The 761-nt window shown below is 57.0% G+C and carries 1 pseudogene; it reads right to left on the bottom strand.

The window, feature by feature from the left end:
* Nucleotides 1-761, bottom strand: a pseudogene (locus A3730_RS31330) (hypothetical protein); the annotation flags it as partial.

Below are 761 nucleotides of genomic sequence, written 5' to 3'. Positions count from 1 at the left end.
AGAGAAAATCCAGTCATCATGGGCCTGATAGTTATGGTGTGTGGAGAACAGATGCACGGTGCGGTCGCTGCCACCGCTGCCGCCCCACTCTTCTTTCCATTTGTACATGAATAGCATGTGGTGGCGGTTGTCCCGACGCGGACGGCGGGCCATGCCCAGGGTGACAATGTTGTCGCCTTCCTTGGCTTCCGTATCGAAATACTGCAGGCGCAGGTCATCACGCACCACCGCAGACCAGTCTGTATTCACTCGCCAGATATTGGCCGCACTCAGCCCGTAGTACTCACGATCATCGCCAAAGCGGGTTTCCACCCGCCCCAGAGTCCGGCGGTTTTCATTGCGTTTGTCTTCTGCGCCCACGGACAGGGCCGTGGCATCCTGATTGGTCTGTCCGTCCAGCGTCTGAATCCACTCCATGGACGGCGACACAGTCAGACCCGGCTCGATCTCGATGTCAGACTTCACACCATTGGCTGCGGCCACATCGCGGCCATCCACGGCACCGCGCAAACGGTACTCGGAATACACATCGGTATTGCGGGTAATCGCAGAACGCACACCTGTGGTGAACTGCTGTGTTTCCACATCATCGTCCAGCGTATTGATACCATTCAGGCTGTTGATGATCTCGTAACGGCTGTAAAGACTGGTTTTCTCGGTGAGCTGCATGTCCGCATCGGCCGCGATACGACGGCGGCTGGTATCGTTGAAGGCCTGCTCGTATTCCGCACCAATCTGAAAGGGCTTGCCCAGCAGATTGA

Source organism: Alcanivorax sp. HI0044 (assembly GCF_001634945.1).
The sequence above is the reverse complement of the archived record's forward strand: the minus strand, read 5'-3'. Positions and strand labels throughout refer to the sequence as shown.